General features: G+C 72.5%; 26 protein-coding genes. 10 read left to right on the top strand and 16 right to left on the bottom strand.

Translation table 11 applies throughout. The features are described from left to right. Nucleotides 1-18 precede the first annotated feature (18 nt). The 5 genes from ACIBVP_RS27755 to ACIBVP_RS27735 are packed head-to-tail and all read right to left on the bottom strand — an operon-like array spanning nucleotide 19 to nucleotide 4,112. Entirely contained in the window at nucleotides 19-1,167 is a 1,149-nt protein-coding gene (locus tag ACIBVP_RS27755) for an acyl-CoA dehydrogenase family protein (RefSeq protein WP_396109284.1), read from the bottom strand. A gap of 30 nt (nucleotides 1,168-1,197) precedes the next feature. Next, nucleotides 1,198-1,572, bottom strand: a complete 375-nt coding sequence (locus tag ACIBVP_RS27750; RefSeq protein ID WP_396109283.1) for an ectoine synthase — start codon at nucleotides 1,570-1,572, stop codon at nucleotides 1,198-1,200. A gap of 37 nt (nucleotides 1,573-1,609) precedes the next feature. Next, the gene (locus ACIBVP_RS27745; protein ID WP_396109282.1) at nucleotides 1,610-1,855 is read right to left on the bottom strand and encodes an acyl carrier protein; all 246 of its coding nucleotides are present in this window, start codon (nucleotides 1,853-1,855) and stop codon (nucleotides 1,610-1,612) included. Between the two features lie 5 nt (nucleotides 1,856-1,860). Continuing rightward, on the bottom strand, nucleotides 1,861-3,294 hold the full coding sequence (locus tag ACIBVP_RS27740; protein WP_396109281.1) for an AMP-binding protein: 1,434 nt from the start codon (nucleotides 3,292-3,294) through the stop codon (nucleotides 1,861-1,863). Then, complete coding sequence (locus tag ACIBVP_RS27735) at nucleotides 3,291-4,112, bottom strand: hypothetical protein (protein ID WP_396109280.1); 822 nt, start codon at nucleotides 4,110-4,112, stop codon at nucleotides 3,291-3,293. Before ACIBVP_RS27735 ends, ACIBVP_RS27740 begins: the two co-directional genes overlap by 4 nt. A 224-nt stretch (nucleotides 4,113-4,336) precedes the next feature. Between ACIBVP_RS27735 and ACIBVP_RS27730 the strand changes: the two genes are divergently transcribed. Continuing rightward, on the top strand, nucleotides 4,337-4,489 hold the full coding sequence (locus tag ACIBVP_RS27730; protein ID WP_396109279.1) for a hypothetical protein: 153 nt from the start codon (nucleotides 4,337-4,339) through the stop codon (nucleotides 4,487-4,489). A gap of 15 nt (nucleotides 4,490-4,504) precedes the next feature. Here the strand turns inward: ACIBVP_RS27730 and ACIBVP_RS27725 are convergent, their stop codons facing one another. Beyond that, nucleotides 4,505-5,398 carry a glycosyltransferase family 9 protein gene (locus tag ACIBVP_RS27725; protein WP_396109278.1) on the bottom strand — a complete coding sequence of 298 codons (894 nt, stop codon included), beginning with the start codon at nucleotides 5,396-5,398 and terminating at the stop codon, nucleotides 4,505-4,507. A gap of 49 nt (nucleotides 5,399-5,447) precedes the next feature. Between ACIBVP_RS27725 and ACIBVP_RS27720 the strand changes: the two genes are divergently transcribed. The 6 genes from ACIBVP_RS27720 (at nucleotide 5,448) to ACIBVP_RS27695 (ending at nucleotide 14,211) form a co-directional block, all read left to right on the top strand. Then, a complete protein-coding gene (locus tag ACIBVP_RS27720) occupies nucleotides 5,448-6,404 on the top strand; it encodes a glycosyltransferase (protein WP_396109277.1) in 957 nt (318 codons plus the stop codon). 68 nt (nucleotides 6,405-6,472) lie between these two features. Continuing rightward, nucleotides 6,473-8,611 carry a DUF6351 family protein gene (locus ACIBVP_RS27715; protein WP_396109276.1) on the top strand — a complete coding sequence of 713 codons (2,139 nt, stop codon included), beginning with the start codon at nucleotides 6,473-6,475 and terminating at the stop codon, nucleotides 8,609-8,611. A gap of 87 nt (nucleotides 8,612-8,698) precedes the next feature. Then, nucleotides 8,699-10,984 (top strand): helix-turn-helix domain-containing protein, encoded by a 2,286-nt coding sequence (locus ACIBVP_RS27710; RefSeq protein ID WP_396109275.1) that lies wholly within the window; start codon nucleotides 8,699-8,701, stop codon nucleotides 10,982-10,984. Nucleotides 10,985-10,997: 13 nt separating this feature from the next. Then, a complete protein-coding gene (locus ACIBVP_RS27705; RefSeq protein ID WP_396109274.1) occupies nucleotides 10,998-11,441 on the top strand; it encodes a YbaB/EbfC family nucleoid-associated protein in 444 nt (147 codons plus the stop codon). Then, entirely contained in the window at nucleotides 11,438-12,361 is a 924-nt protein-coding gene (locus ACIBVP_RS27700; RefSeq protein ID WP_396109273.1) for a hypothetical protein, read from the top strand. Before ACIBVP_RS27705 ends, ACIBVP_RS27700 begins: the two co-directional genes overlap by 4 nt. Nucleotides 12,362-12,633: 272 nt before the next feature. Continuing rightward, on the top strand, nucleotides 12,634-14,211 hold the full coding sequence (locus ACIBVP_RS27695) for a S8 family peptidase (protein ID WP_396109272.1): 1,578 nt from the start codon (nucleotides 12,634-12,636) through the stop codon (nucleotides 14,209-14,211). A gap of 251 nt (nucleotides 14,212-14,462) precedes the next feature. Here the strand turns inward: ACIBVP_RS27695 and ACIBVP_RS27690 are convergent, their stop codons facing one another. After that, nucleotides 14,463-14,831 carry an STAS domain-containing protein gene (locus ACIBVP_RS27690; RefSeq protein WP_396109271.1) on the bottom strand — a complete coding sequence of 123 codons (369 nt, stop codon included), beginning with the start codon at nucleotides 14,829-14,831 and terminating at the stop codon, nucleotides 14,463-14,465. Between the two features lie 111 nt (nucleotides 14,832-14,942). Continuing rightward, nucleotides 14,943-15,551 (bottom strand): TetR/AcrR family transcriptional regulator, encoded by a 609-nt coding sequence (locus ACIBVP_RS27685; protein WP_396109270.1) that lies wholly within the window; start codon nucleotides 15,549-15,551, stop codon nucleotides 14,943-14,945. 23 nt (nucleotides 15,552-15,574) lie between these two features. On the opposite strand from ACIBVP_RS27685, the gene ACIBVP_RS27680 reads away from it, so the two are divergent. Beyond that, entirely contained in the window at nucleotides 15,575-16,222 is a 648-nt protein-coding gene (locus ACIBVP_RS27680) for a hypothetical protein (RefSeq protein ID WP_396109269.1), read from the top strand. Here the strand turns inward: ACIBVP_RS27680 and ACIBVP_RS27675 are convergent. The 3 genes from ACIBVP_RS27675 to ACIBVP_RS27665 all read right to left on the bottom strand — a co-directional run bounded on the left by ACIBVP_RS27675 (nucleotide 16,184) and on the right by ACIBVP_RS27665 (nucleotide 18,798). Beyond that, entirely contained in the window at nucleotides 16,184-17,431 is a 1,248-nt protein-coding gene (locus ACIBVP_RS27675; protein WP_396109268.1) for an RNA polymerase sigma factor, read from the bottom strand. The two genes, ACIBVP_RS27680 and ACIBVP_RS27675, sit on opposite strands and share 39 nt — an antisense overlap. A 6-nt stretch (nucleotides 17,432-17,437) precedes the next feature. Continuing rightward, the gene (locus tag ACIBVP_RS27670; protein WP_396109267.1) at nucleotides 17,438-17,788 is read right to left on the bottom strand and encodes a YciI family protein; all 351 of its coding nucleotides are present in this window, start codon (nucleotides 17,786-17,788) and stop codon (nucleotides 17,438-17,440) included. Nucleotides 17,789-17,901: 113 nt separating this feature from the next. After that, a complete protein-coding gene (locus tag ACIBVP_RS27665; protein WP_396109266.1) occupies nucleotides 17,902-18,798 on the bottom strand; it encodes a universal stress protein in 897 nt (298 codons plus the stop codon). A 98-nt stretch (nucleotides 18,799-18,896) separates the two neighbouring features. Here ACIBVP_RS27665 and ACIBVP_RS27660 point away from each other — a divergent pair, with 98 nt between their 5' ends. Continuing rightward, a complete protein-coding gene (locus ACIBVP_RS27660) occupies nucleotides 18,897-20,189 on the top strand; it encodes an SLC13 family permease (protein WP_396109265.1) in 1,293 nt (430 codons plus the stop codon). A 4-nt stretch (nucleotides 20,190-20,193) separates the two neighbouring features. Here the strand turns inward: ACIBVP_RS27660 and ACIBVP_RS27655 are convergent, their stop codons facing one another. The 4 genes from ACIBVP_RS27655 to ACIBVP_RS27640 form a co-directional block, all read right to left on the bottom strand. Continuing rightward, complete coding sequence (locus ACIBVP_RS27655) at nucleotides 20,194-20,640, bottom strand: CBS domain-containing protein (protein ID WP_396109264.1); 447 nt, start codon at nucleotides 20,638-20,640, stop codon at nucleotides 20,194-20,196. Between the two features lie 260 nt (nucleotides 20,641-20,900). Beyond that, nucleotides 20,901-22,292, bottom strand: coding sequence for an alpha/beta hydrolase family protein (locus ACIBVP_RS27650; RefSeq protein ID WP_396109263.1), 1,392 nt, complete (start codon nucleotides 22,290-22,292; stop codon nucleotides 20,901-20,903). A gap of 132 nt (nucleotides 22,293-22,424) precedes the next feature. Beyond that, on the bottom strand, nucleotides 22,425-23,366 hold the full coding sequence (locus ACIBVP_RS27645; RefSeq protein ID WP_396109262.1) for a M56 family metallopeptidase: 942 nt from the start codon (nucleotides 23,364-23,366) through the stop codon (nucleotides 22,425-22,427). Further along, entirely contained in the window at nucleotides 23,363-23,722 is a 360-nt protein-coding gene (locus tag ACIBVP_RS27640; protein ID WP_396109261.1) for a BlaI/MecI/CopY family transcriptional regulator, read from the bottom strand. The genes ACIBVP_RS27645 and ACIBVP_RS27640 overlap by 4 nt, the downstream gene beginning before the upstream one ends. 107 nt (nucleotides 23,723-23,829) lie before the next feature. Here ACIBVP_RS27640 and ACIBVP_RS27635 point away from each other — a divergent pair, with 107 nt between their 5' ends. Further along, a complete protein-coding gene (locus tag ACIBVP_RS27635; RefSeq protein ID WP_396109260.1) occupies nucleotides 23,830-24,015 on the top strand; it encodes a hypothetical protein in 186 nt (61 codons plus the stop codon). 5 nt (nucleotides 24,016-24,020) lie between these two features. Here ACIBVP_RS27635 and ACIBVP_RS27630 read toward each other — a convergent pair whose 3' ends face one another. Further along, on the bottom strand, nucleotides 24,021-24,932 hold the full coding sequence (locus ACIBVP_RS27630; RefSeq protein ID WP_396109259.1) for an RluA family pseudouridine synthase: 912 nt from the start codon (nucleotides 24,930-24,932) through the stop codon (nucleotides 24,021-24,023). Between the last annotated feature and the right edge of the window lie 104 nt (nucleotides 24,933-25,036).

Genomic DNA, 25,036 nt, shown 5'->3' with positions numbered 1-25,036 from the left:
TCTCGGATCGGCTCGGGATCAGCTCGTTGGCAGGGTGAGCATGGCGGCGATGCGGCTGCGCTGGATGTCGGACGTGCCCGAGTAGATGGTGCCGCCGACCGCGTTGCGCACGTCCTTCTCCAGGCCGTACTCGGCCATGTAACCGTTGCCGCCGAACACGTTGACCGCCGCCAGTGCGGTGGACAGGTTGGCTTCGCTGGCGACCAGCTTGCTGATCGCGAGGTCGGTCGTGATGGTCTCGCCGCGCTGGAGCTTGTCGGCGGTGTCGTAGAGCCACTTGCGCGCGGTCTCGGTCGCCACCAGCATGTCGACGATCCGGTTGGCCACCGACTGGTTCGCGCCGATCGGCCTGCCGAACTGGTGCCGTTGCTTGGCGTAGTCCACGCACCGCTCGACGCGGTGTGCCATCTCGCCCACGTTCACGATGAACGAGCAGAGGATCTCCCACTTCATCACGTGGTCGAGTACCAGGAAACCCATGCCGCGGGAACCGATCACGTGGTCGTCCGGCACGAAACAGTCGTCCAGGAAGACCTCGGCCATGGGGGAGGTCTTCAGGCCCATCTTCGGGATCGGCCGCCCGACCGAGAACCCCGGCGTCGACGTGTCGACCAGGAAGGCCGTGATGCCGAGCGGCCCGGCGTTCGCGTCGCTGCGGGCGTAGACGACCATCAGGTCGGCGACGGGCGCGTTGCTGATGAACGTCTTGCTGCCGGACAGGATCCAGCCGCCGTCGACCTTGCCCGCGGTGGTGCGCATGGCGAGCGCGTCCGATCCGCTGCCCGGCTCGCTGATCGCGTGTGACCCGATCAGCGAGCCGTCGCAGATGGCGGGCAGATAGCGGTCCTTGAGCGCCGCCGACCCGAAACGGGACAGCGGCACCCCGGTCGAGACCACGTGCGTGGTCGTGGAGAAGATCAGGCCACCGTCACGGCAGTCGTGACCGAACCCCTCCAGCACGAACATGGTGGTGACCAGGTCCTGCCCGAGCCCGCCCCACTGTTCGCCGAACGGCAGGCCGAGGATGCCCGAGCTCCGCAGCAGTTTCCACGCGTCGTGGTCGAACTCGGCCCTTCCGTCGCGCTCGATGTGCCCTTCGTTGATCGTCTCGCAGAACGGTCCGATTCCGTCGCGTAACGCCTGTTGCTCCTCGGTCGGGCTGAACATGGCCCACCTCGCCTTCGTCTCGGGCCGGCGTCAGTAGGCCGACGAGCGTGCCTCGTCCAGGGAGTGGACCTCGTCGCCGCGCAGGGCCGGGGTGAACATGCACACCAGCCGCAGGTCGGTGTGCGGGGCCGCGATCAGGAAGTGCGCGTCGTGCTGGTCGAGCGCGTACATGGTGCCGGGGGTGATCGGGTACGAGTTGCCGGCCATGTCGACGACCTCGCCCTCCCCCTCGATGCAGTAGCAGGCCTCCAGGTGGTTCCGGTACTCCAGCCGGGACTTGGTGCCCGCGTTGACGATGGTGTCCGTGAGGGTGTACCCCATGCCGTCGGACGCGACCAGGAACCGGCGGGACACGCCGTTGCCCCAGTCGACGGGCTTCACTTCGGACAGGCTCCGGACGATCATGGCGATGCTCCTATTCTTCCGTTGACGTGCGGGGGTTTCAGGACTTGGCCGCGCTGACGAGCGCGTTGATGTTGTGGACGGTGCGGAAGTTGTCCGGCGACAGGTCGAGCTGGTCCACCGGCAGGTCGAACTCGGTGGTGATCCAGTCCACGACCCGCAGGAGCGCGAGGCTGTCGATGACCCCGTTGGCGAGCAGGTCGTAGTCGGGCTCCAGTTCGGACTCGTGGACGTCCGGCAGGAACTCGCGGACGATCCAGGACGTGATGACGTGCGTGCTCTGCATGGTGCTCACCTCTTCTCCGACAGCGCGACGAGGTGCTGCCGGTCCACTTTTCCGGTCGGGGTTCTCGGCAGCGGTTCCGCTCCGATGTGGACTGTCGACGGGATGGCCGAGGGCGGCAGCCGTTCGGCCAGGTACTTGCGCAGCACGAGGCTGTTGAGCCTGCTGTCCTCCTTGCGGCGCACCACGACGTGCAGGCGTTTGCCGACGTGGTCGTCGGGAACGGCGAGCGCGGCGGCCTCCACCACGTCCTCACTCGCCAGCAGCACGGCCTCGACGTGCTGCAGGTACACCTGCTGTCCGCGTATCTTCACGCGGAAGTCGGCTCGCCCCTCCAGGAACATCGCGCCGTGCTCGTCGCGGCGCACGAGGTCGCCGGTGCGGAACCAGCGTTCGCCGTCCGCGTGCACGGGGTGGTCGCCGAACCCTCCCGGTTCGGTGCCGTGGTAGCCGGGTGACTGGAACGGGGTGCGCACCACGAGCTCGCCGGTGCCGGGCCCGGTGAGCACCGCGCCGTCGTGCACCAGGTCGGCCAGCACACCGGGCAGCGGCTCGCCGAGCGGCAGCGCGGCGCGGTCCTCGTCGCCGGGGAGCAGCTCGTGGTGGAAGCTGTCGTTGGTCTCGGTGCAGCCGTAGATGTTGTGGAACCGGGTGGCGGGGAAGACGGTCCGCAGTGCGTGCAGCTGGGCGGGCCGCATCGCGTCGCCGGTGACGATCGCGTGCTCGACCGAGGGCAGCGGGTGCTCCGCCGCGCCGGCGACCAGCTGGTAGAACAGCGGCACCGCCTGCACGACGTGCGGGGTCGTCGTGCCGAGCAGATCGGCGAGCCGGGCGCCGTCGGCGGCGGTGGCCGCGTCGACCAGCACCACGCACCCGCCGTGCCGCAGCGTCGCCCAGATCTCGAACAGGCACAGGTCGAAGTTCAGCGGCGCGTAGTTCAGCACGCGGCGGCCGGGACCGACGTCGAACCGGTCGTGCACCCAGTGCGTGAAGCGCTCGACCGCGTCCGCGTTGAGCGGCACCAGCTTCGGCATCCCGGTGGACCCGGAGGTGGTCAGCATGAACGAGACGTCGTGTGCCTGCCCGGCGACGGGTGTCGCGGCGCGGGAGCCGAGCACGGCGATGTCGGCGGCGGTGACGACCGCGCCGCAGCCGGCCCGCTCGAACAACGCGGTGAGCGTGTCCTCCGGCAGGGCGGGGGAGGGCAGGACGGCGGTCCGGCCCGCGGCGAGGCACCCCAGCACGAACGTGACCGAGTCGGCCGACTTCTCCGCCCGTACCCCCACCGGTCCCGGCGGGAGGCCCGCGACCCCGGCCGCGGCCGCCCGCACCCCGTCGGCCAGCTCGCCGTAGGTCACCACGGTGTCGCACCACACGAGCGCAGGGGCGTCCGGCCGCTCGTGTGCGTGCAGTGCGACGGCGGTGGCGATGGTGTCGGTCATGGCAACCTCCTTCTCGGGGCACGGGTGGGCACCCCGAGGCCCTTGCGCTGTGCGGACTCGTACAACCGGTAGGCCAGCCACACACCGCCCGCGTTCACCCCGGGCAGGTCGACCAGCACGATGTCGTCGGGGGCGCACCGGCCGGGATGCGTGCCAGCGAGCACCTGGCCGAGCCCGGCGCGGCCGGGGCCGGTGCGGTCGTCGGTGAACACCTGGTCGGCCAGCGACACCACGTGTTCCGGCGGGGGCTGCCCGGTCGCGTTCACGATCAGCGCCCCTCGCGGCGGCAGCCACTCGCCCCCGCACGGATCGGTGAGGACGACGAGGTTCGCGCCGAACGCCGCGTCCTGCGCCGACACGGGGCACGCGAGTCCCACGCCGGCCAGCTCGAGGTCGTCGGCGAGGTCGTCGGGCACGCCCCACCCGTCGGTCGCGTGGATCGCGACGTGGCTGGTGCCCGGCACGTGCACGGCCAGTTCGGCGAGCACGGCGTGTGCGGCGAGACCGGACCCGAGCACGGACACCGTGACGACCCGCGAGTGCAGGAACACCCGTGCGGCGCTCACGGTCAGCGCCGCGGCGCGGACGGCGCGCAGCCCGGCCGCGGGCAGCAGCATCCCGTGCCCCGCGCGTTCACCCCACAGCAACGCGAACCCGGTGCGGGGTACCGCGTCGAGGCGCCAGCTCCCGACCCGGCGCGTGGTGGTGTCACCGCCGACCTCCCGCCAGACGAGCTCGTCGACCACGGTGCGCGGCGCGTCGATCCCGGCGAGTGCCGGGGGCACCTCGTGGGTGCGCAGTCGCAGCAGGGTGTGCATCGGCGGTCCTCTGGTCGGCTTCGTCATCGACGTGGTCGTCGACGGGACCAACGGTGCCGGGACCGGCTTCTCGTGCACTTCTCAGCCGCTTCTCATGAACTTCTCGCCGGCGGCCATCCGGTGGGAAGCGGACGGGAAGCCGATCGGAAGTGAGCGAGAAGCGGCGTGCGGTCTGCTGGTGGAGCACCGGCGGAGAGGCCGCCGACAGCGCAGGAGGAGTCGGTATGAGCATCGTCCGCAGGTTCACGCTGTCCCTGGTCGTCGCCGTCGCGGCACTCGGCTGGCTCGGCGCCGCCACCACGGCGGCCGTCGCCGCGCCGGGAGACCACCAGATCTCGACCGCGGACGGCGTTCCGCCCGAGGACACCCACTGGTGACCCGCGGGGCGCACGTCACCGGCGCCGGGGCACTCCGGGGCGTCCTGGCGGGGCAGCGCCGGTCACCCGCGCCGCCGCGGCGAGCACGTCGGCGGCCGTGATCGTGCCGGTCCGCAGCGCCACGTGCCGTGCGCGTTCCGGCGGCGGCCCCCACCGCTCGGGTGGCGTGGGCCCGAACAACACCACCGACGGCACCCCGTAGGCGGTGGCGAGATGCCCCACCCCGGTGTCGTTGCACACCACCGCCGCAGCGTCAGCCACCGCGGCCGCCAGCCGCGCGAGGTCCAACCGCCCAGCCAGCACAGCGGACTCCGGCAAGCCGGCCCGAGCGGCCACCGCGCGGGCAAGGTCCCGCTCGGCGGCACTCCCGGTCACGACCACCCGGTGGTCCACGGCCAGAGCACGTGCCACAGCGGCGAACCCGTCGACGTCCCACCGTCGCGCGGCCTCGCTCGCCCCCGGATGCACGACGACCGCTCCCGGCGCCACACTCGCCACTCGTGGCCGCGACAACGACAGGTCCTCGGGCGACGCCGCGATCCCGTACCACTCAAGCAAACGGCACCACCGCGTGACCTCGTGCTGCTCCGCGACCCACTCAGGCCCCGCCACGGCAGGAAAAGCGGGATGCCGGTGTGTCAACACCCGGCCAGGTGAGGTTGCCAGCAGGTCGGCGATGCTCTCCGGCCCAGCGCCGTGCAGGTTCACGGCCACGTCCGGCGACCGATACCGCAGGGACCCCAACCCCGGTGTCGGCAGCGACTCGTCCACGCACCCGGTCAGCGCCACCAACGGCGTCAACCACGACGGCGCCGCCAGCACCAGCCGGTCGGTCACCGCGCGCAGACCGCGCAGCGCGGGGACCGCGACGAGCAGGTCCCCGATCCCGAGCGCACGCAACACGAGCATGCCCGGCAGGTACCCGTTTTCACCTCCCGTACGCGGGAACCCGGGAAACATGAACGTGTTGCTCTGGCACGTCCACGGTTCGTGGACCGACGCCTTCGTCCGCGGCGACCACCGCTACCTCCTGCCGACGCTGCCCGAGGGCGGCCCGTGGGGTGGCGGCCGCTGCGGCCGTGACTGGCCCGCCACCGAGGAGATCGTGCCCGAGCGGCTCGCGGACACCGACGTCGACGTGGTGGTCCTGCAGCGGACCGAGGAGATCGAGCTGGCGCAGCGGTGGCTCGGCCGCACCCCGGGACGGGACGTGCCTGCCGTGTTCGTCGAGCACAACACGCCCAAGGGCACCCCGCACCCGCTGTCCGAACGCGACGACGTGCTCGTCGCCCACGTCACCCACTTCAACGCGTGGATGTGGGACAACGGCACGGCTCCCACGACGGTCGTCGAGCACGGCGTCGTCGAACCCGCCGCCCGGTACACCGGCGAGCTGCCCAGGGTCGGCGTGGTGACCAACGAGCCCGTGCGGCGGTGGCGGATCACCGGCACCGACCTGCTGCCCCGGTTCGCCGACGTCGCGCCGCTCGACGTGTTCGGCATGGGGCTCGACGGCCTGGGAGACGTGGTAGGGATCGGCGCCGACCGGCTCACGTGCCACGGCGACCTGCCGCACGACCGGCTCCACCCCGAGCTGGCCCGGCGCCGCGTCTACCTGCACCTGCCGCGCTGGACGTCGCTGGGCCTGTCGCTGATCGAGGCGATGCAGATCGGCATGCCGGTGGTGTGCCTCGCCGCCACCGAGGCGGTCGAGGCCGTGCCCCGGGAGGCCGGTGTGCTGTCGACCCGGCTCGACGTGCTGGCGGACGGGGTGCGGGAACTGGTCGCGGAGCCAGAGCGGGCCGCGCAGCTGGGCAAGAAGGCGCGGGAGTACGCGTTGCGGCGGTTCGGGCTGGGCCGTTTCCTCGCAGACTGGGACCGCGTCCTGGCACGCGTGCGCGCGGGGAAACCTTGACCATGGTCGTCGCTTCTTCGTAAGTTGCTCACGGGTGATCATCCACGACGCCGTGAGCGAGGGAACCCGTGCCACAGAACAACGCCGTCCCGGTCCGGCTGGTGGTCGCCGTGCTGGCCCTGTTGCTGGCGCCGCCCGTGCTGCTGGCGCCGTCCGTCGCGGCCGCCTCCCCGGGCGCCGGTCCGGCCATCACGGTGCTGTCCGGCCGCCCGGACACCGTGACCGGTGGTGACGCGCTGCTGCGGGTGTCCGCGCCGGCGTCGACCCGGATCACCCGCAACGGCACCGACGTGACCAGCGCGTTCCGGTGGGATCCCGCCTCCCGCACGTTGACCGGGCTGGTCGACGGCCTCCGTCTCGGCGACAACCGGATCGTCGCGTACGCGCCCGGCCACCCGCCGGTGGCGTCGCGGCTGGTCAACCACCCGATCGAGGGCCCGGTGTTCTCCGGCCCGCACCAGCGGCCGTTCGTGTGCGAGACCGGGACCTTCCGGCTCCCGGTACTCGGACAGACCCTCGGCGCACCGCTCGACGACGACTGCTCGACCGCCACCAGGGCCGACCACTTCTACCGCACGACCGGAGCCCGGTACCGCCCGTGGCCGCGGGGCGCCACGGACTACCCGGACGACCTCGCGACCACCACCACGGCGCGCGGCGACACCGTGCCGTTCATCGTGCGCATGGAGACCGGCACCGTGAACCGCGGCATCTACCAGTCCACGGTGCTGCACGACCCGCTCACCGAACCGGAGCCGACGCCGTTCGACCGGCCCGCCGGGTGGAACGGAAGCGCGATCTACACGCTCGGCGGCGGCTGCACCGGCGGCTGGTACCGGCAGGGCAACGCCACCGGCGGCGTCGACGACGCGTTCATGCTCGGACAGGGCTTCGCGGTCGTGTCGTCGTCGTTGAACGTGTTCGGCATGAACTGCTCGGACCTGACCGCGGCCGAGACCGCGATGATGGTCAAGGAGCGGTTCGTCGAGCGCTACGGCCCGCCGCGGCACACGATCGGTTACGGCTGCTCCGGCGGCTCGTACCAGGCGCACCAGATCGCCGACAACTACCCGGGGATCTTCGACGGCATCATCCCGTCGTGCTCGTTCCCCGAGGTCGGGTTCGGCACCGTGTACATGATCACCGACGCGTGGCTGCTCGACACCTGGCTCTCCGGCGCGGACGGGTGGACCGCCGAGCAGAAGCGCGCGGTCACCGGCTTCGTCACCTACGCGACCGCGCCCAACGTGGCGCAGGGCGCCCGCCGCATCGACCCGCGCGTGTTCTGCGGCGTCCTGCCGCCGGACCTGCGCTACGACCCGGAGACCAATCCGGACGGCGCGCGCTGCGACGTGTACGACCACGCGGTCAACGTCTACGGCGCCGACCCGGCCACCGGGTTCGCCCGCAGGCCGCTGGACAACGTCGGCGTGCAGTACGGGCTCGCCGCCCTGCGCGACGGCACCATCACGGCCGAACAGTTCCTGGACCTCAACGAGGGCGTCGGCGGCTTCGACGCGGACGCGAACATCGTGCCCGCGCGGACGGAGGCGGACCTGTCCGCGGTCCGCGCGGCGTACCGGACCGGCAGGCTGACCAACGGCGGCGGCGGGCTCGCGGACATCCCGATCATCGACTACCGCGCCTACTTCGACGACGCGCCCAACGGCGACATCCACGTCCGCTACCACAGCTTCTCGATGCGGGCGCGGCTCGAGAAGGCCAACGGCACGTCGGCGAACCGGGTCAGCCTCCTCGAGGACGGCCGCCACGGCTACCTCAGCACGGCGAGCCCGATGGTGCGACACGCGATCACGCAGATGGACCGCTGGCTCACCGCGCTCGACCGGGACACGTCGCACGCGCCGAGGATCGACAAGATCGTGCGGGCCAAGCCCGCCTCGCTGCGCGAGGGCTGCAACACCCGCACGGCCTCGCCGGAGTTCGTGGCCCAGCCACTGGACCGCGACCCGGCGAGCACGTGCGAACGCCTGTACCCGTCGGGGTCGTTCCCCCGCGAGGTGGCCGGGGCGGACGTCGCGGCGGACGTGATCAAATGTCGCCTGACCGCCCCGGACCGCGCGGACTACGACGTCACCGACGCGGAATGGGCGCGGCTGCGCGACATCTTCCCGTCGGGCGTGTGCGACCACACGCTGCCCGGCGTCGAGCAGCAGGACCTCGCGGGAACGTGGCTGCGGTTCTGAGCCCGCCCGGCCGGTGCCGGTAACGCTCGATGACTCGCTGCCTCGATAGGGTCGGAGCCCTGCGGTGCTCGACCCGAGAGGCGTGATGTGGCCAGCCAGTTCGGCGCGTTGTTGCGGCAGCTGCGGTTGCGGGCGGGGATGACGCAGGAAGGTCTCGCCGAGCGGTCCGAGCTGGGGGTGCGCACGATCCGCGGGCTGGAGACCGGCGAGCGCGGCGACCCGCGTGTCGGCACGGTGCGCAGGCTCGCCGAGGCGCTGGCGCTGGACGGCACCGAGCGCGGGGAGTTGTTCGCCGCCGCCGGGCACGTCGCCGGGGAGCGGGAGCCCGGACCGAAGCCGGTGTCCCCGCCGGTGTCCCCGCCGGTGTCCCCGCCGGTGTCCGCAGTGGACGCCCGGCTCGCCGAGGCCGCCGGGCAGCTCGCGCACGCGGTCCGCGCCCGCTGGCAGCGGGAGGAGGAACAGCGCCAGATCCACGACCCGTTCCCGCTGCCGGTGCGGTGGCGGACGGTGGACGGGGACCTGATCGACTCGTGGGCCAACATCCGCCGGGCCGGGGCGGGCGGACGGGCCGCGCCACTCGACCTCTCCGGGCAGCTGGGCGACATCGTGGACGTCTACCGCAGGGTCGAGTCCGGGCGGCTGGTGGTGCTCGGCCGTGCCGGGTCCGGGAAGACGATCCTGACGTTGCGGTTCGTGCTGGAGCTGGTGAAGGACCGCGCGCCGGACGACCCCGTGCCGGTGATCTTCGGCCTGTCGTCGTGGCAGCCCACGACGACGCCGCTGCGCGACTGGCTGACCGAACAGCTCCTGCGTGACCACCCCGGGCTGAGCGCGCCCGGCCCCGACGGGTCGACGCTCGCCGCCGCCCTCGTCGCGACCGACCGGATCCTGCCCGTGCTCGACGGGTTCGACGAGATCGCGGGCGGGCTGCACCGGGCGGCGCTGGAGGCGCTCAACGGCACCACCCTGCCGCTGCTGTTGACCAGCCGTCCCGAGGAGTACGCCGCCGCCGTCGCCGGGACCGACGTGCTCACCGCCGCGGCCGGGGTCCGGATGACCGACCTGACCCTGACCGACCTCGCCGACTACCTGCCCCGCACCACCCGCAAACGGAACGGTGCCGCCTGGGCGCCGGTCCTCGCCGAGCTGCGCGACCACCCGCACAGCACGGCGAGCACGAACCTCACGCGGGTGCTGACGACGCCGCTGATGGTCGGCCTGGCCCGCACCGTCTACAGCGACACTCCCGACCACGACCCGGCCGTCCTGCTGGACACCACCCGGTTCCCCACGGCGGAGTCCGTGGAGGAGCACCTGCTCGGCAACTTCGTGCCCACCGTCTACCGGAACCAGGCCGACGACCACCGGTTCGACCCGGAACGCGTCGAGCACTGGCTCGGCCACCTCGCCCACCACCTCACCCGCCTCGGCACGCACGACATCGCGTGGTGGCAGTTCGGCGCCTCCCTCAGCCGGATCGTCCGCGTGCTCGTGGTCAGCGTCCTCGTCGCGGTGGGGGTCGCGGTGACGGACATCGTCGTCGAGACCGCCATCACCCGCGCCGTCAACGGGCCGCAGGTGGTGTTCGGGGTGCTGCTCGGGGTCACCGCGGGGCTCGTGTTCGGACTGGCGTACGGGCTCGCCGCCAGACGCCTGCCGGGGGTGCTCCAGCCCTCCCGCGTGCGCGTGCGGTTCCGGCGCGGTGTGTACCGGCGGGGCCACTTCACGACCCGCTTCCGCATCGGGGCGCTGGGCGGGGCCATTCTCGGGTTCGTGCTCGGCCTCATGCGCGAGTCGGTGCGTGCCCTGTTGGCCGGCCAGGGCCGCGGGATCGTGGTCGGGATCGCCGACGCGCTGATCTTCGCGGTCGTGTTCGCGCTCGCCGCGGGCCTCGTGTTCGGGCTCATGGCGCTGGGGGAGACGCCGCTCGACATCACCTCCGTGGGCAGCCCGGCCGAACTGCTGCGCGTGAACCGCAGGACCGTGGTCGTGCAGGTCCTCGTGTTCGGGCCGAGCTTCGCGGTCGCCGTCGCGGCCACGAGCTGGCTCGCGGTGACGCTGCTGAACACCCTGCCACCCGGGTGCCTGTTCGGCCTGACCTTCGAATGGAACCCGTTGTTCGGCCTCTCGTTCGGGTTGACGGGCGGGATCGGCGGCGCGTTCGGGTTCGCGCTCGCCCTGACCGCGTGGGGTCAGTGGGTGCTGTTCGCCCGCGTGTGGCTGCCGCTGACCGGGCGCCTGCCGGTCGCCGTCCACGCGTTCCTCGACGACGCGTACCGGCGGGGGGTGCTGCGCCGCGCAGGCGCGGTCTACCAGTTCCGCCACGCCCGCCTGCAGGACCACCTCGCGAACCGGTTCGCGGTCGGCCGCTGACCCGTTCTCGCTGGTGAGCGCGCACCGGCCAGATATGGCCGGTGACCTGGCCTGGCTCACCGCCGCCCCCGCTCCGAGCATCGGCGGACCGAGCGAAGGGGGCGACGAGGTGGAATCCGCGCGGTGGCTCGCGAGCTACGAGGAGATGCTGGCGCGCACGGCCGCGAACGCCGCGGCGGTGCGCGCGGCCGTGCGCGCCACGGCCGGGCAGGCCACGTCGCCGGGCGGCGAGGTCACCGTGACCGTCCGCGGGGGCGGTGCGTTCGACGGCGTCACCCTGACCCCGGCCGCGGGCGCACTGCGACCCGAACAGCTCGCGCGGCTCATCGTCGCCACCGCAGGGGAGGCGCAGCGGGCGGCCGGGGGCCGGGTCGCCGCGATCATGGCGGACTACCTCGGCCACGGCCCCGCCCTCGAGCACGTCACCCGCCACCTCCCGCCGGGCCCACCGCGGTGACCGAGCGGCCGGGGGAGGCGCACGCCGGCAGCCTCGACGTCGTCGCCGACCAGCTGGCGGTCGTCGCCGAGCAGCTGCCGGACGCGCTCGGTGACCGGCCGCTCGGCGCCTTCACGCAGTTCGTCGTCGCCGGGCTGCGGGACGCCATGGCCGAGACCGCCGCGGCCATCACCGTCGCGGTGTCCACATCGGACGCACTGAGCGCGGCGCTGCGCCGCGGCGACGCGGCCCCGGGTGGGCAGGCCGTCGACGGCCCGCCCACCGAGCTCACCGCCCTCGTCGCCGTCGCCGAGGCCGTGCGGCAGAAGACGTGGCTCGCCGACGCCGTCGGCGCCGACCACGTCCTCCCGGGCACCGCCGTCCCACTGTCCGGTATGGACGTCGCCGGACTCGGCTGGCTGACACCGTTCGTGTCGTTCCTCGCCGAGCCCCTGAACCAGCTGCGCGGCAACCCGGCCCCGGTGACCGAGGCGGCGCTGGAGTTCGAGCGTGCCGCGGCGGACGTGGCGGCGGCCGCGGCCACCTACCGCAGGGCCACGGCGCACCCGCACTCCGGGTTCGCCGACGGGCTCACCGTGCTCGCCGGGAGCGGTACCGTGCTCGCCGACGCGCTGACCGGTGCGGCCGACGCGGCCGCACGGGTGGTCCGCGCCGTGACGTGGATCGTCGCCGAGGCCGTCGCCGCGATCGTCCCGATCATGGTGGAGGCGATCGCGCGGGCGTCGGCGACGCTCGGGCAGAGCGTCGCCGCGGCGATCCCGAGGTGCGTGGCGATCGCGGTGACGGCGGGCGAGCGGACGGCGGACCGGCTGACCGCGCTGTTGGCGAGCGGACAGGACCTGCTCGAACTGGTCGGCGCGGCGATGGCGGTCACCAGGACCGCACGGCAGGCGTTCGAGGAGATCGGCTCGATGCCCTGAAAGACGCTCGCGGCCCGTGGCCCCGAGGGAGCGGACCGCGAAACGGGACGTGGCATGCGGACGAATCTGTTGCGCCGCTTGGCTCAACTTCTTCACAGGGGGCGAGCAAACGTTCACAAGAGCACGGTGCGGAACAGTCTCACTCTCTTGTGTGACCGGGCTCATTGAACAAATGTGGAACGTGTTCGCGCGAACATCGCTCGATCTCCAACCACAGCCGGGCCCCGACGAGGGCCGGGGCTCGGCTGCCCTGCAAAAGGAGAAACCACGCCATGGGAGAGTCACGCGCAAGCTCGACGAGACGAGTTCTCGGGGCTTCGCTCACAGTGGCCACCGCTGCGTTGATCGGTCTTGGCTTCGGTACGACGGTGGCACAGGCGGCCGAGGGTGACGTCCTGAACGCCGGCGCGGCCAACGCGATCAAGGACAGCTACATCGTCGTGTTCAAGGACTCGGCGATGTCCGCGTCGAGTGTGGCCGACCGGGTGTCGAGCCTGGCCGAGAAGTACGACAGCAAGGTCGACTACACCTACAAGTCGGCACTGCGGGGCTTCGCGGGCACGATGAGCGAGCAGGCCGCGCGCCAGCTCGCCGCGAACCCGCAGGTGGCCTACGTGGAGCAGAACCGCACCGTCCACACCACGGTGGACCAGCTGAACCCGCCGTCGTGGGGCCTTGACCGGGTCGACCAGCGCAACCTGCCGCTGGACAGCAAGTACTCGTACTCGACCACGGCGAGCAACGTCACCGCCTACGTGATCGACACCGGTATCCGCACCACCCACAACGACTTCGGTGGCCGTGCCGTGTGGGGCACCAACACCACCGGGGACGGCAACAACACCGACTGCAACGGGCACGGCACGCACGTCGCGGGCACCATCGGCGGTGCGGCGCACGGTCTCGCCAAGGGCGTCCGGCTCGTCGCGGTGAAGGTGTTGGACTGCAACGGTTCCGGCTCGTTCGCCGGGGTCGCCGCGGGCATCGACTGGGTGACGCAGAACCACACCTCCGGCCCGGCCGTGGCGAACATGAGCCTCGGCGCCTCGGGTTCGAACACGGCCACGGAGAACGCGGTCCGCAACTCGATCGCGGACGGCGTGACCTACTCGATCGCGTCCGGCAACTCGAACTCCAACGCCTGCAACTTCACGCCGGCCCGTGTCGCCGAGGCGATCACGGTGAACGCGTCGACCAGCTCCGACGCGCGTGCCTCGTTCTCGAACTACGGCACCTGCACCGACATCTTCGCGCCGGGGCAGAGCATCACGTCGGCGTGGAACACCAGCAACACGGCGACCAACACGATCAGCGGCACGTCGATGGCCGCCCCGCACGTGGCCGGCGCCGCGGCGCTCTACCTGGCCGCCAACCCGTCCGCGTCCCCGGCGACGGTCCAGTCGACGATGAAGACCAACGCCACCCCGAACAAGATCACCAACCCGGGCACCGGCTCGCCGAACGCCCTGCTGTACACCGGCACCGGTGGCGTGACCCCGCCCAACCCGTGTGCGGCGGTCACCAACGGGAACAACTACAACATCAACGACAACTCGACGGTGAACAGCCCGATCACGGTCTCCGGCTGCTCGGGCAACGCCGGTTCGGCTGCGACGGTCGAGGTCCACATCGTCCACTCCTGGATCGGTGACCTGGTCGTCGACCTCGTCGCGCCCGACGGTTCGGTCTACAACCTGCACAACCGCACCGGCAGCAGCGCGAACAACATCGACCAGACGTACTCGGTGAACCTCTCCGGGGAGTCGGCCAACGGCACCTGGAACCTCCGCGTCCGCGACGCGGCGACCTACGACACCGGCTACATCAACTCCTGGACGCTCGACGTCTGATCGTCCATTGGTGACAGTCACGTGAAGGCGGGGGGCGCCGGTCATCGACCGACGCCCCCCGCTTCGCGCCGTGCGCACCGCTCCCGCGTGACGAGGTCGAAACCCCGTGTCACTCCTCGGTGCCACCCGGCACGGCCACCCACCCGACCCCACCCCGCGTGTGTTCGGGCGGGCGGCCCCGCGCCCCTCGAAGACACGACGACGGCGCCGCGCGATCATCACGCGGGATCCGTGAGACTCACCCCCGTGGGCTACCGCGGAGCGGGGATGAGCGCGAGGCGCGCGTGCAGACCGGTGGTCGTCATGGCGCGGCGCGCCGCCTTGCTGCCCGGCACGATCAGCAGCGAACTGCCGATGGCCGCGCACAGTTCGTGGTGCTCGACCAGCACCGACAACCCGTCGGGGCCGAGGAACGTCACCCCCGTGAGATCCACGACGACGGGCGCGGGCGGCGACACGGCCGCCTCGGCGTCGGCGAGTGTCGCGCGCAACGTGTCGGCCGTGACGCCGTCCAGCTCACCCGTGACGCGCACCAGCACCCACCGGCCCTCGACGACCCGCTCCGCACGCAACCGCGCCGTCGGCTGGACGGAACGCCGAGCGTGTCTTCCCGACCGCATGCCACTCGCCATTGGACGGCCTCCCCACCAGCGCGTATGACACTCAGCTCCCTCCGTGTCACCCTAAGCACGCGCACGTGGCGCCGCCAGTCGACGCAGGTCAGAGGCCGTTCAGGCGAGGAGTTCGCGGGTGAGCACGGCCCGCCACCACTGCTCGACCCGGTCGGGTGACCACCCGCGTTCGCCGGTGAGCGTGGTGAAGACGTCGATCGTGCACACCGCGGCGTAGACGTCGACCGCGGTGGGCTCGTCGGTGCGCAGCGTGCCGGGCGGCCACGAACCGAAGACCTGCCCGCGGACCTCGTCGGCGGCGGCGCGCCCGTCCGCGTAGAGCCGCGCCAGGTCGGGTTCGGTCCGGCCCGCCTCGCGGACCAGCGCGATCACGTCGCCCGCGCGTTCGAAGAGGCGGCGGTCGAAGGCGATCATCGCCGCCAACTGGTCCGCCGGGGCCGTCGCGGTCTCCAGTTCGGCCAGCTGCCGGGACCGGTCGCCCGCCAGGGCCGCGGCGTCGACCAGTGCCTGCGCCAGGCCGGCCTTGCTGCCGTAGGCGGCGTAGACCGTCGGCACGGAGACCCCGGCGGCCGCGGCCACGTCCCGCACGGTCGTCGCGGCCCAGCCCCTGGCCACGAACAACTCGCGGGCGGCGTGGGCGATGTCGGCGCGGGTCTCCTGTGCCTGGGTCGCCCGACGCATCGACTCGTAGCGGCGCTTCGAATTCACCTTACGCATGCTATAACGAATACATGGATGTTCAAAGTCGAGTCGGTGGTGTCGCGGTCATCGGCTTCGCCGCGGTGATCGTCGGCGCCAACGTGATCGCGGTCAGCGGCGGTCTCCCGCTGCCCGGTGCGGGCATGGCGGAGGTCGGCGACTTCTTCGGCACCTCGTCCGCCGCCGCGCTGTCGTCCGCGTTCACGCCACTGGCCTGGTTGCTGGTCACCGTGTTCGGTGCGAGCGCGGTCGCCGCGTTGTGGCGGGCGGACCGCGTGTGGGCGCTGGTCGGGTTCGCGGGCGTGCTGCTGCAGAACGCGACGTTCGCGGCGATCATCGCGACCCGTCTCGCGCTCACCTCAGTCACGGACGACGCGTTGTGGGCGCTGCACAACGGGTTCTTCGCGCTGAACGGCACGTTCCTGGCGATCGCGCTGGTCGGGTTGTCGATCGCGGGCACCCGCGCGGGGCTGGTCCGTCCGTGGCACGCGACCGTCGGGTACGCGGCGGCCGCGCTGCAGTTCACGTCGGCGTCGCTGGCGTTCGCCGTGGTCGACGGGGACCTGGGTTTCGTGGGGCTGACGGGCTGGGGGCTGTGGGTGGTGTGGCTCGTCGCCTACGGCGTCGTGTTGCTGCGCGGGTCAGACACCCGGGTCCACGGTGGTGAGGCGACGGCGTAGGTGCGCGCGTTCCGGGTCGGTGCCCGCCAGGTCCAGCGCGGTCCGGTAGGCGGCCGCTGCCTCGGAGTGCCTGCCCAGCCGGTGCAGCAGGTCGGCGCGAGCCACGTGGTAGGGACCGTAGGCACGCAGCAGCGGCTCGTCCGCCAGCCCGTCGAGCAACGCCAGCCCGGCGTCCGGCCCGTCGCGCATCGCCACGGCCGCCGCCCGGTTCAACGCGACGACCGGAGACGGGGTGAGCGCGAGCAGCACGTCGTAGAGCGCCACGATCTGCGGCCAGTCCGTACTCGCGAGGTCCGCCGCCTCGTCGTGCAGTGCGGCGATCGCGGCCTGCACCCCGTACGGCCCGGGTGGTCCGCCGGTCAGCGCGACCGCCGCCAGGTCAGCGCCCTCGGCGATCATCGGCCGGTCCCAGTGACCGCGGTCCTGGTCGTCGAGGAGCAGCAGCTCGCCGCCGGGCCCGGTGCGTGCGGCGCGACGGGCGTGGGTGAGCAGCATGAGCGCGAGGAGCCCGGCGACCTCCCGTTCGGCGGGAAGCAGGCGGCGCAGGATGCGGGTCAGCCGTATCGCTTCCTCGGCGACGTCGGTCCGCTGCAGGTCGGGGCCGTTGCTGGCGGCGTAGCCCTCGGTGAAGATCGAGTACAGCACCCGCAGCACGCCGGGCAGCCGCTCCGGCAGCTCGTCGGCCTCGGGGGTGCGGAACGGGATGCGCGCCTCGCGGATCTTCTTCTTGGCGCGGGTGATCCGCTTCGCCATCGTCGCCTGGGGGACGAGGAACGCGCGGGCCACCTCGGGGGTGGTCAGCCCGGCGAGGCAACGCAGCACCAGCGCGCCCCGGTCCTCCTCCGCGAGCGCCGGATGACTGCACGTGAAGAACAGCCGCAGCCGCTCGTCGGGCAGGTCGCCGGTCAGCTCGGCGGGTGGCACCGGGCCCGCCCGGTCCGCCTCCACCCGCAGGACGGCGAGCCGGGCGGTCAGTGCCTGGTCCCGGCGGAGCCGGTCGACGGCCTTGCGGCGCGCGGTGGTCATCAGCCACGCGCCGGGCTTCGGTGGTACGCCGTCGACCGGCCAGTGCCGCAGCGCCGCCTCGATCGCCTCGGACGTGACCTCCTCGGCCAGGTCCAGGTCGCCGAAGCGGCGGACGAGAGCCGCCAGCAGCCGCCCGTGCTCCTCGCGGAACACGGCGGCCACCGACGCCGTCACCTCGGTCACCGCTGCTCAGACCCCGAAGTCGGCGACCGGCCGGACCATGACCGAGCCGCTGCCGCGCGCGCCAGGGCACCGCGCCGCCCATTCCAGCGCGACGTCGAGGTCCGGCACGTCGATCACGTAGAACCCGCCGAGCACCTCCCGCGTCTCGGCGAACGGGCCGTCGGTCACGGTCTTCGCGCCCTGCGCGTCGACGCGCACCGTGGTCGCCGTGACCAGGTCGGCGAGCGACTCCCCGGACACGAAGGCCCCGGACTCCTTGATCTCCTTGTCGAAGACCATCCAGTCCTCGGGCGTGCACTCGGTGTTGTCGCCCGTCTCGTCGACCGCCCCGGCGTTGATCAACAGCATGTACTTCAAGGTCCGACTCCCTCATCCCGTGGTGGTGTCACGCGGCGACCGTCGCCGCATGACACCACTACGGACGGGGCCCGGCCAAATGGACACACCTCCGGAGATTTTTTCCCGGTGGTCTACCGGCCCGCGGCCGCCGCGGTCGTCGCGTGGCGCGGGGCGTGGTGGTGCGGGGACGGGATGACCGCCACCGGGCACTCGGCGTGGTGCAGCGTCGCGTGGCTGACCGAACCGAGCAGCACCCGGTGCAGGGCGCCGTGGTGGTGGCACCCGACCACGAGCAGCCGCGCGCCGGCGGACCGGTCGACCAGCGCGTGCGCCGGCCGGTCGGCGAGGACGTCCGTCCGCACCCGCACTCCCGCGTACCGTTCGCGCCACGGGGCGAGCAGCCGTTCCGTGTGCTCGACGCCGTCGCGCAGGTGGCCGGCGTGGATCGCGTGCAGCGGGGCGTTCTGCCTGGCCGCGAAGTCGAACGCGAACCCGACCGCCGGATCGTCCGCGGTGGTGCCCGCCAGGCCCAGCACCACCGGGGCGTCACCCGCGATGGTCGGAGCGTGACGGACCGCGACGAGGGGGCGTGCCACGCTGTGCACCATCTCGGCCGCGACCGAGCCCAGCACGAACCGGGCGACCGGGCCGTGTTCCGCGGCGCCCAGCACGACCAGTGCCGCGTCGGTCTCCTCGGCCAGCTCCCCGAGCACGTCGCCGGGATGACCGGCCCGGATGGTGGTGGACACCGCCAGGTCGGGGTGAGCGGCAACGCAGTCGGCGGCCAGTTCGCGCACCGCGTTGTCGCAGTGCGTGGACCTCGGCCAGCGTTCGCGCAGGCCCACCGGGGTCCACGACAGGTCGGTGATGTCGATGGGGCGCTCGTACGCGCGGGCCAGCAGCAGTTCGCCGCCGCGGCGGGCCGCTTCCGCGGCGGCCCACATGACCGCGGTCCGCGCGGTCGTGGAGCCGTCGAAACCCGCGAGCACAGGGCGTTTCCGGGTGGCTGATGTCATGGGGTCGGACATGTGGAGCTCCTTCCCGGGGCCACCCTCCATGGTCGCACCCTCCTGTGTGGTCATCAATCGTTTGCCCCGCGCCCCGGTTTCCGGCATGTTGGACCACGGTGAGCACCGGAATCGCGATCGTCGTCTTCGTGGTGGCGTACCTCCTGATCGCCACGGAGCGGGTGCCCAAGACCGCGGCGGCGCTCGGCGGCGCCGGCGTCGTCCTCGGGCTCGGCGTGGTCGGGTCGGAGGACGCGTTCTACTCGGCCGAGACCGGCGTCGACTGGGACGTCGTCTTCCTGCTGCTCGGCATGATGATCATCGTCGGGATCCTGCGGCGCACGGGTGTGTTCGAGTACGTCGCGATCTGGGCTGCGAAGCGGGCACGGGGCTCACCGGTCCGCGTGATGGTCCTGCTGGTGCTGATCACGGCGGTCGCGTCCGCGTTCCTCGACAACGTGACGACGGTGCTGCTGATCGCGCCCGTGACCCTGCTGGTCTGTGAACGGCTCGACATCAACCCCGTGCCGTTCCTGCTCGCCGAGGTGTTCGCGTCCAACATCGGCGGCGCCGCCACCCTGATCGGGGACCCGCCGAACATCATCATCGGCAGCCGCGCCGGGTTGACGTTCAACGACTTCCTCGTCCACATGGCACCGATCGTGCTGGTCGAGCTGGTCGTGTTCACGCTGATCCTGCCGTGGCTGTTCCGCGGCTCCTTCACCGTCGCGCCGGACAAGGCGGCCGGGGTCATGGAGCTGAACGAACGCGAGGCGATCCAGGACACCCGGCTGCTGGTCAAGTGCGGCCTCGTGCTCGCCGCCGTGCTCACCGCGTTCGTCGGGCACTCGGTGTTCCACGTCGAGCCGTCCGTGGTCGCGCTGCTCGGCGCGGGTGTGCTCGTGCTGATCTCGCGGGTGCCGCCCCGGCACTACCTGGACAGCGTCGAGTGGGAGACGCTGCTGTTCTTCGCCGGGCTGTTCGTCATGATCGGCGCGCTGGTCAAGACGGGCGTGATCGGTGACCTCGCCTCGGTCGTCACCGACGCCACCGGTGGTGACGCGCTCCTCGCCGTCATGCTGATCCTGTTCGTGTCCGCGCTGCTGTCCGGGGTGATCGACAACATCCCGTACGTGGCCACGATGAGCCCGCTGGTGCTGGACCTCTCGCACAGCATCGAGAACCCGGAGCACGCCCAGGCGCTGTGGTGGTCGCTCGCGCTCGGCGCGGACTTCGGCGGCAACATGACGGCGATCGGGGCCAGCGCCAACGTCGTCGTGCTTGGCATCGCCGCGCGGGCGGGCAGCCCGATCTCGTTCTGGGAGTTCACGAGGAAGGGCGTCGTCGTCACGGCGATCACGGTCGTGGTCGCCGCGCCCTATCTGTGGCTGCGGTACTTCGTCCTCGGCTGAGCGCTCAGCGGCCGAGCGCGACCTGCAGCAGGCGGGACGCGGTGATCACGCCGACGAGTACCTCGTTCTCCAGCACCGCCGCGAGCGGGCACTGCAGGCGCGCCATCACGGCGGCCACCTCGACGATCGTGTCGTCGTGGTTGACGACCGCCAGCTCCGGCCGGTCGTCGCGCACGAGCGAGCGCACGGTCTTGCCCCTGAGCTTGTCCGCGACCCGGTCGGCCATCGACTCGGACAGCACACCGGCGAGCGACGGGTCGTCCTGGACGTAGCTCGGCACGAGCATCCGGACGACCTGCGACGCGGGAAGGATCGAGTGCGGGCGCCCGTCCGGCGGTTCGGTCACCACGAGCCCGGGCAACCGGTGCTCCGCCAGCAGGGTGACCGCTTCCCAGGCGTCCGAGTCCAGCCCGATCACGGGGAAGTCCTCGGCCATCTCACGTGCGTGCACGCCCCCAGGCTACGGCCGGCGCGTGCCCCCCGCACCGACGTAACCCCGCGAGTCGCGCGCCCAGACATAGCGAGTTGTGGGGGGGGGGGGGGGGGTGGGTGTGGGTTCTAGAAGGCAACAACTGACTGCGGGGGGGCGCGCACCGCGGCGCGCCCCCCGCCCTGTTGGGGGGGGGGGGGGGGGGGGGGGGGCGCCGCCCCCCCCCCCCCCCCCACAACTCGGTGTGCGCGAGAGCGCGACTCGCGGGGTTGGGGCGTTGGTCAGTGGGTGGCGCGCAGTGGCATCGCCGGCTGCTCGTTGGTGAACGCCGGGGGCATGACCTTGTCGGTGAACGTGTAGAGGTCCAGCACCGTCCGCAGTCGTGGCGTGAACCTCGCGACCGTGGCGTTCAGCGCGTGCGGGCTGGTGTTCGGCCAGCGGCCCGTCTCGATCCGGGTCAGCAGCGCCCCCAGCGCCACGACCTCGTCGGCCGCGCTGAACGCGCCGTGGTTGCCGCGGTCGACGTACAGCTGCCGCAGCCGGGTGGGCTTGCCGTGCAGGCGGACCTGCTCGCCGTACCAGCGCGCGTCCGACGTGATGAGTCCCTCGCCGAGGCCGTGCAGGGTGACCACCGGCACCGGCGTGGTCCCGGCGCTGACGCCGTACCGCTTCGCCCACGCCACCGCGGCCGGGTCCGCCGCGATCCTGGGCGCGTCGGCGAGCGCACGCAGGTCGGCGCCCAGGTCCACACCCGCCGCCCGGTACGCCTCCCGCACGAACGGCAGGTCACCGGACCGCACCAGCTGCCGCGCGTAGTCGACCCCGGTGTTCCACGACGGGTTGCCACCCGCCCGGCGCTCGATGTCCACCCGGCCGCTCGGCCCGAGCGAGGCGACGTAGGCCGACTCGGTCCACCACGCCTGTGCCCGGATCGCCGTCTCCACGTCGGCTGGCGGCCGGTCGTGCGCGCTCGCCCACCTCGGCAGCTGACCGATCGCGCCGATCAGCGCCAGCCGCGCCCGGCCCGCGGGCGTGGTCAGCGCCTGCCGCACACCGTCCCGCAGCACCCGCACGCTGTGCGCCGGGTCGGTCGCCTTCACCAGCTCGAGCTCCTGGTCGTCGGTCAGCAGGGTGCGGATCCCGAACGTGACGTCCAGGCCGCGGTTCAGCGTCGCGGGCACGTCGTGCTGCGCGCCGATCACCAGCGCACCGTCGAACCGGTCGGGGTGCCGCTCCGCGAGCCGCGTCGCGATGCCGCCGCCCATGGAGAACCCGCTCGCGACGGTCCGCCTCGGTTCGGCGACGTGGTCGGTGAACCAGTCGAGCAGCGCGATCTGGTCCGTCAGCGCCTCCTGGATGGCGAGGCCGGTCCGGCCGCGGTAATCGGAACCGGCCAGCGCGAACCCGTGGTCGAGCAGCCACTGCTCGGTCTCCGCCCGCACCGAGAGCGTGACCCCCGGCGGGATCGGCACACCTTCCGGTATGTACCCGTGGCTGTACAGGACCAGCGTGCCGTTCCACCGCTCAGGTGTCTCGACCCGGTACTCGGCGCCGTCGATGGCCCCGGTGTAGGTGTGCCGCCCCGGCCACAACTCCGCGGCGGCCGTGCTCTGCCCGGTCACCAGGGCCGCGATCGCCGCGACCAGTACGACGAGCACTCGCAGTCGTGTCATCTGTCTTTCCTTCGCTCGCATCGGCGTTGTCACCGGTACGTCGAAGCGGCGGAGCCGAAATCGACAGGACACGAACAGGGGCCGCGGCGGCGTGGGTGGCCGGGTCGGGACAGCTCGCCGTGATCGCGGTCCTCACCGGGGACACGCGAGGACCGCGATCGTGATCAGCAGTCCGGCACCGGCCAGGAACGGCAGCGACACCGCGGTGAGCGCCGTCAGCCCACACGAGACGACGCGCCTGCCCCGCCCGGGCACCGGCGTGTCGTGCCGCAGCCGGGCGATGCGGAGGTCGACCGCGTTCTGGGCCATCGGCAGCGCCATGCTCGGCGCCCCGTGCCGCGCGACCGTCAGCAGCGCCGTGCGCACCGCGGCGCGGCCGCACGTCCGGACGGCGGCGACGTCGGCGCACAGCTCGACCAGGTCCCGGATGGCCCTGGGCGCCGCGCGGAACAGCGGCACGAACGGCAGCGTGCCGCGCAGCGCGTCGACGACGGCGATCAGCAGGTGGTGCCGACCGGCGAGGTGCGCCCGCTCGTGCGCGAACACGGCGGCCACCTCCGTCTCGCCGAGGTGGGTGGTGAGGCCGTCGGTGGCCACGACCACGCCCGGCCGCCCGGCCATGCTGAACGCCAGCGGCGTGGCGTGCGCCAGCCACAGCACGTCGGGCGGCCCGTCGTGTTCGCGGCCGGCGAGGCGGAGCACGTCGTAGCTCTCCCGCCGCTTCCGTGCCCGTTGCCGGGCGCCGCTGGTGAACACGACCAGCACCCGCACGGCCAGCGCGCACAGCAGCGCCACACCGAGCAGCCCGGTGAGCTTCTCCACCTCGGGCGGCGACCCGTGCTGGATCACCAGCCAGCAGTGGTGCAGGACCGCGAGCACCGGCGCGCCGTGCCCGGGCAGGAGCAGCAGCACCACCCCGGTCACGGCGGCGAGCACGGCACCGGTCATGGAAAGCAGCCACGCCACGACGACCAGTGCCGGGTCGCGTCGGCGCAGGTCGAGCCGTCGCAGCAGCACCGGCGCGAGCCAGCCCGCGGCGACCGCGCACGCGAGCACCGTGAGCGCGGGGATCACGTGCGCCGCACGCGCTTGCGCCGCAAGGCGCTGCGCAGGATGTCGGTCTCCTCGTCGGACCCGGACGCCACGAAGTGCATGAGCACCGCGTGCGGGTCACCGGAGGCCGCCAGCACCTCGCGGAGCGCACGCGCCGCGGCCTCCTCGCGGGTCAGCGTCGGCCGGTACAGGTAGGCCTTGCCGTGCAGCTCCCGCTCCACCCACTGCTTGCGGTGCAGGTTGTCGAGCACGGTCATCACGGTCGTGTAGGCGAGCGACCGGTCGAGCCGGTCCAGCACGTCGCGGACCTTCCTCGGTTCCGCCGCGCGCCAGAGCACGTCCATGACCGCGGCTTCCAGCTCGCCGAGACCGTGCATGACACCTCCTCGTCGGGGCTCATGCTACGAGAACCCCGGGCGACGCAGGTGTTCGACGGACTCCGGCGGGGAACACGTCAGCATCCCCGACTGCACGGGAGCACGAGATGACCGACTCCGCCGAGTACGAGGACCTGCCAACGGGGGCGCTGCGTGACCGCGTCGGCTCGCTCACCGCGGACGACCTCCGGCACCTGATCGACGAGGAACGGGAGCACGACAACCGGGCGCCGGTGATCGAGGTGCTCGAGTCCCGGCTCGCGCAGCTGCGGGAGGGCGAGGCGCCGGGGTAACGCGGTCAGGACCGCCACGCCGCGAGGCGCAGACGGCTTTCGAAGCGGCGGCGTTCACCCGTGACCGGGTCGTCGAACGCCAGCACCTTCGCCAGCAGCTGCAGCGGGCGGGTGAAGTCGTCGAGCGGCCGGTCCTCGAGCACGGGGTAGAACGGGTCGCCGACGATGGGCGCGCCGAGACCGCACATGTGCAGCCGCAGCTGATGGGTGCGGCCGGTCGACGGCAGGAGCCGGTAGCGGGCCAGCCCGTCACGGTGGGCGAGCAGTTCGACGCGGGTCTCCGCGTTCGGCGAGCCGGGCACCTCCTGGGCGGTGAGCACGCCGCGTTCCTTCACGATCCGGCTCCGCACCACCGTCGGCAGCGCCAGGCCCGGCCGGTGCGGCGCGATCGCCTCGTACTCCTTGTGGACGCGGCGGTCGCGGAACATCGTCTGGTACTTCCCGCGCAGCTCGCGGCGCACCACGAACAGCACGAGCCCCGCGGTCGGCCGGTCAAGCCGGTGCGCGGGCACGAGGTCGGGGAGCCCCAGTGAGGTCCGCAGCCGCACCAGCGCCGTCTCCGCCACGTGCTGCCCGCGGGGGATGGTCGACAGGAAGTGCGGCTTGTCGGCGACCACGATGTCGTCGTCCGCGTGCACGATCCCGACCTCGAACGGCACGGGAACCTCGTCGGGCAGGTCGCGGTGGAACCACACGAACCCGCCCGGCAGGTAAGGGCTGTCGGCCGCGTAGGGCCCGTCGACGCCGACGAACCGCTGCTCGGCCAGCATCGCGTCGATCCGTGCCGGGTCGACCCGCGGCAGCCGCGCGACGAGGTACGCGCGGACCGTCGGCCACGTGCCGTCCTCGGGCAGCCGCAGCCGCGCCGGGTCGAGCCCGCCGCGTTGCGGCAGTGGGGAGACGGTGGTCCGGCGCACGGCTCGTGTCTACCAGGCCCCCGGTCACCACCACGGCGGACACCCCTCTTGCCTGCCCGCCGTGGTGGTGCCACCCGACACGTTATGCCTGGTCAGCACGCCCC

This window comes from Actinophytocola sp. NPDC049390 (genome assembly GCF_044466355.1).
GTDB lineage: Bacteria > Actinomycetota > Actinomycetes > Mycobacteriales > Pseudonocardiaceae > Actinophytocola.
This window is presented reverse-complemented; position numbering and strand designations above follow the sequence as displayed.

Excerpts from the sequence above, each read along its gene's own strand:
- ACIBVP_RS27695 (WP_396109272.1), top strand. The coding sequence starts at position 12,634 with ATGGGAGAGTCACGCGCAAGCTCGACGAGACGAGTTCTCGGGGCTTCG.
- ACIBVP_RS27725 (WP_396109278.1), bottom strand. The coding sequence starts at position 5,398 with ATGCTCGTGTTGCGTGCGCTCGGGATCGGGGACCTGCTCGTCGCGGTC.
- ACIBVP_RS27650 (WP_396109263.1), bottom strand. The coding sequence starts at position 22,292 with ATGACACGACTGCGAGTGCTCGTCGTACTGGTCGCGGCGATCGCGGCC.
- ACIBVP_RS27720 (WP_396109277.1), top strand. The coding sequence starts at position 5,448 with ATGAACGTGTTGCTCTGGCACGTCCACGGTTCGTGGACCGACGCCTTC.
- ACIBVP_RS27690 (WP_396109271.1), bottom strand. The coding sequence starts at position 14,831 with ATGCGGTCGGGAAGACACGCTCGGCGTTCCGTCCAGCCGACGGCGCGG.
- ACIBVP_RS27740 (WP_396109281.1), bottom strand. The coding sequence starts at position 3,294 with ATGACCGACACCATCGCCACCGCCGTCGCACTGCACGCACACGAGCGG.
- ACIBVP_RS27680 (WP_396109269.1), top strand. The coding sequence starts at position 15,575 with ATGGATGTTCAAAGTCGAGTCGGTGGTGTCGCGGTCATCGGCTTCGCC.
- ACIBVP_RS27735 (WP_396109280.1), bottom strand. The coding sequence starts at position 4,112 with ATGCACACCCTGCTGCGACTGCGCACCCACGAGGTGCCCCCGGCACTC.
- ACIBVP_RS27755 (WP_396109284.1), bottom strand. The coding sequence starts at position 1,167 with ATGTTCAGCCCGACCGAGGAGCAACAGGCGTTACGCGACGGAATCGGA.
- ACIBVP_RS27730 (WP_396109279.1), top strand. The coding sequence starts at position 4,337 with ATGAGCATCGTCCGCAGGTTCACGCTGTCCCTGGTCGTCGCCGTCGCG.
- ACIBVP_RS27640 (WP_396109261.1), bottom strand. The coding sequence starts at position 23,722 with ATGCACGGTCTCGGCGAGCTGGAAGCCGCGGTCATGGACGTGCTCTGG.
- ACIBVP_RS27745 (WP_396109282.1), bottom strand. The coding sequence starts at position 1,855 with ATGCAGAGCACGCACGTCATCACGTCCTGGATCGTCCGCGAGTTCCTG.
- ACIBVP_RS27665 (WP_396109266.1), bottom strand. The coding sequence starts at position 18,798 with ATGTCCGACCCCATGACATCAGCCACCCGGAAACGCCCTGTGCTCGCG.
- ACIBVP_RS27750 (WP_396109283.1), bottom strand. The coding sequence starts at position 1,572 with ATGATCGTCCGGAGCCTGTCCGAAGTGAAGCCCGTCGACTGGGGCAAC.
- ACIBVP_RS27635 (WP_396109260.1), top strand. The coding sequence starts at position 23,830 with ATGACCGACTCCGCCGAGTACGAGGACCTGCCAACGGGGGCGCTGCGT.